Origin of the sequence: Sedimentitalea sp. XS_ASV28, from assembly GCF_041224545.1 — a bacterium.
Taxonomy (GTDB): Bacteria; Pseudomonadota; Alphaproteobacteria; order Rhodobacterales; family Rhodobacteraceae; genus Sedimentitalea.
On record NZ_JBGFGP010000022.1, the window covers coordinates 1 to 274 of the forward strand.

The following is a 274-nucleotide window of genomic DNA, read 5'->3' on the forward strand; positions in this document are numbered from 1 at the left end:
ATGATGTCTTGATCAATGTGCGGCCGTTCACAGATCAACAGCTGATGTTCGTGCCCCGGGTGGCGAAGTCTGAAGGTGAGCCCTTACCTCCCGCAATGATGCGCTGCGGCTAACGTCAACTTTCGTGGAAGGCCATCTAGGTCATGTTGACAAATGGCGGAGCCATAGGCGGATAGATGTGATGTCGATGAAGCCAAGGAAGCTCTCGGCGGTCTTGTCGTAGCGGGTGGCGACGCGCCGGGCGTTTTTGAGCTTGTTGAAGCAGCGCTCGACC

1 protein-coding gene is annotated in these 274 nt (G+C 56.6%); it reads right to left on the reverse strand.

Annotated elements, in window-relative coordinates; all coding sequences use genetic code 11:
* Nucleotides 1-141: 141 nt before the first annotated feature.
* Nucleotides 142-274, reverse strand: a 133-nt coding sequence (locus AB9K34_RS00200) for a transposase (RefSeq protein ID WP_148044812.1), incomplete at its 5' end; no start/stop codon positions are given.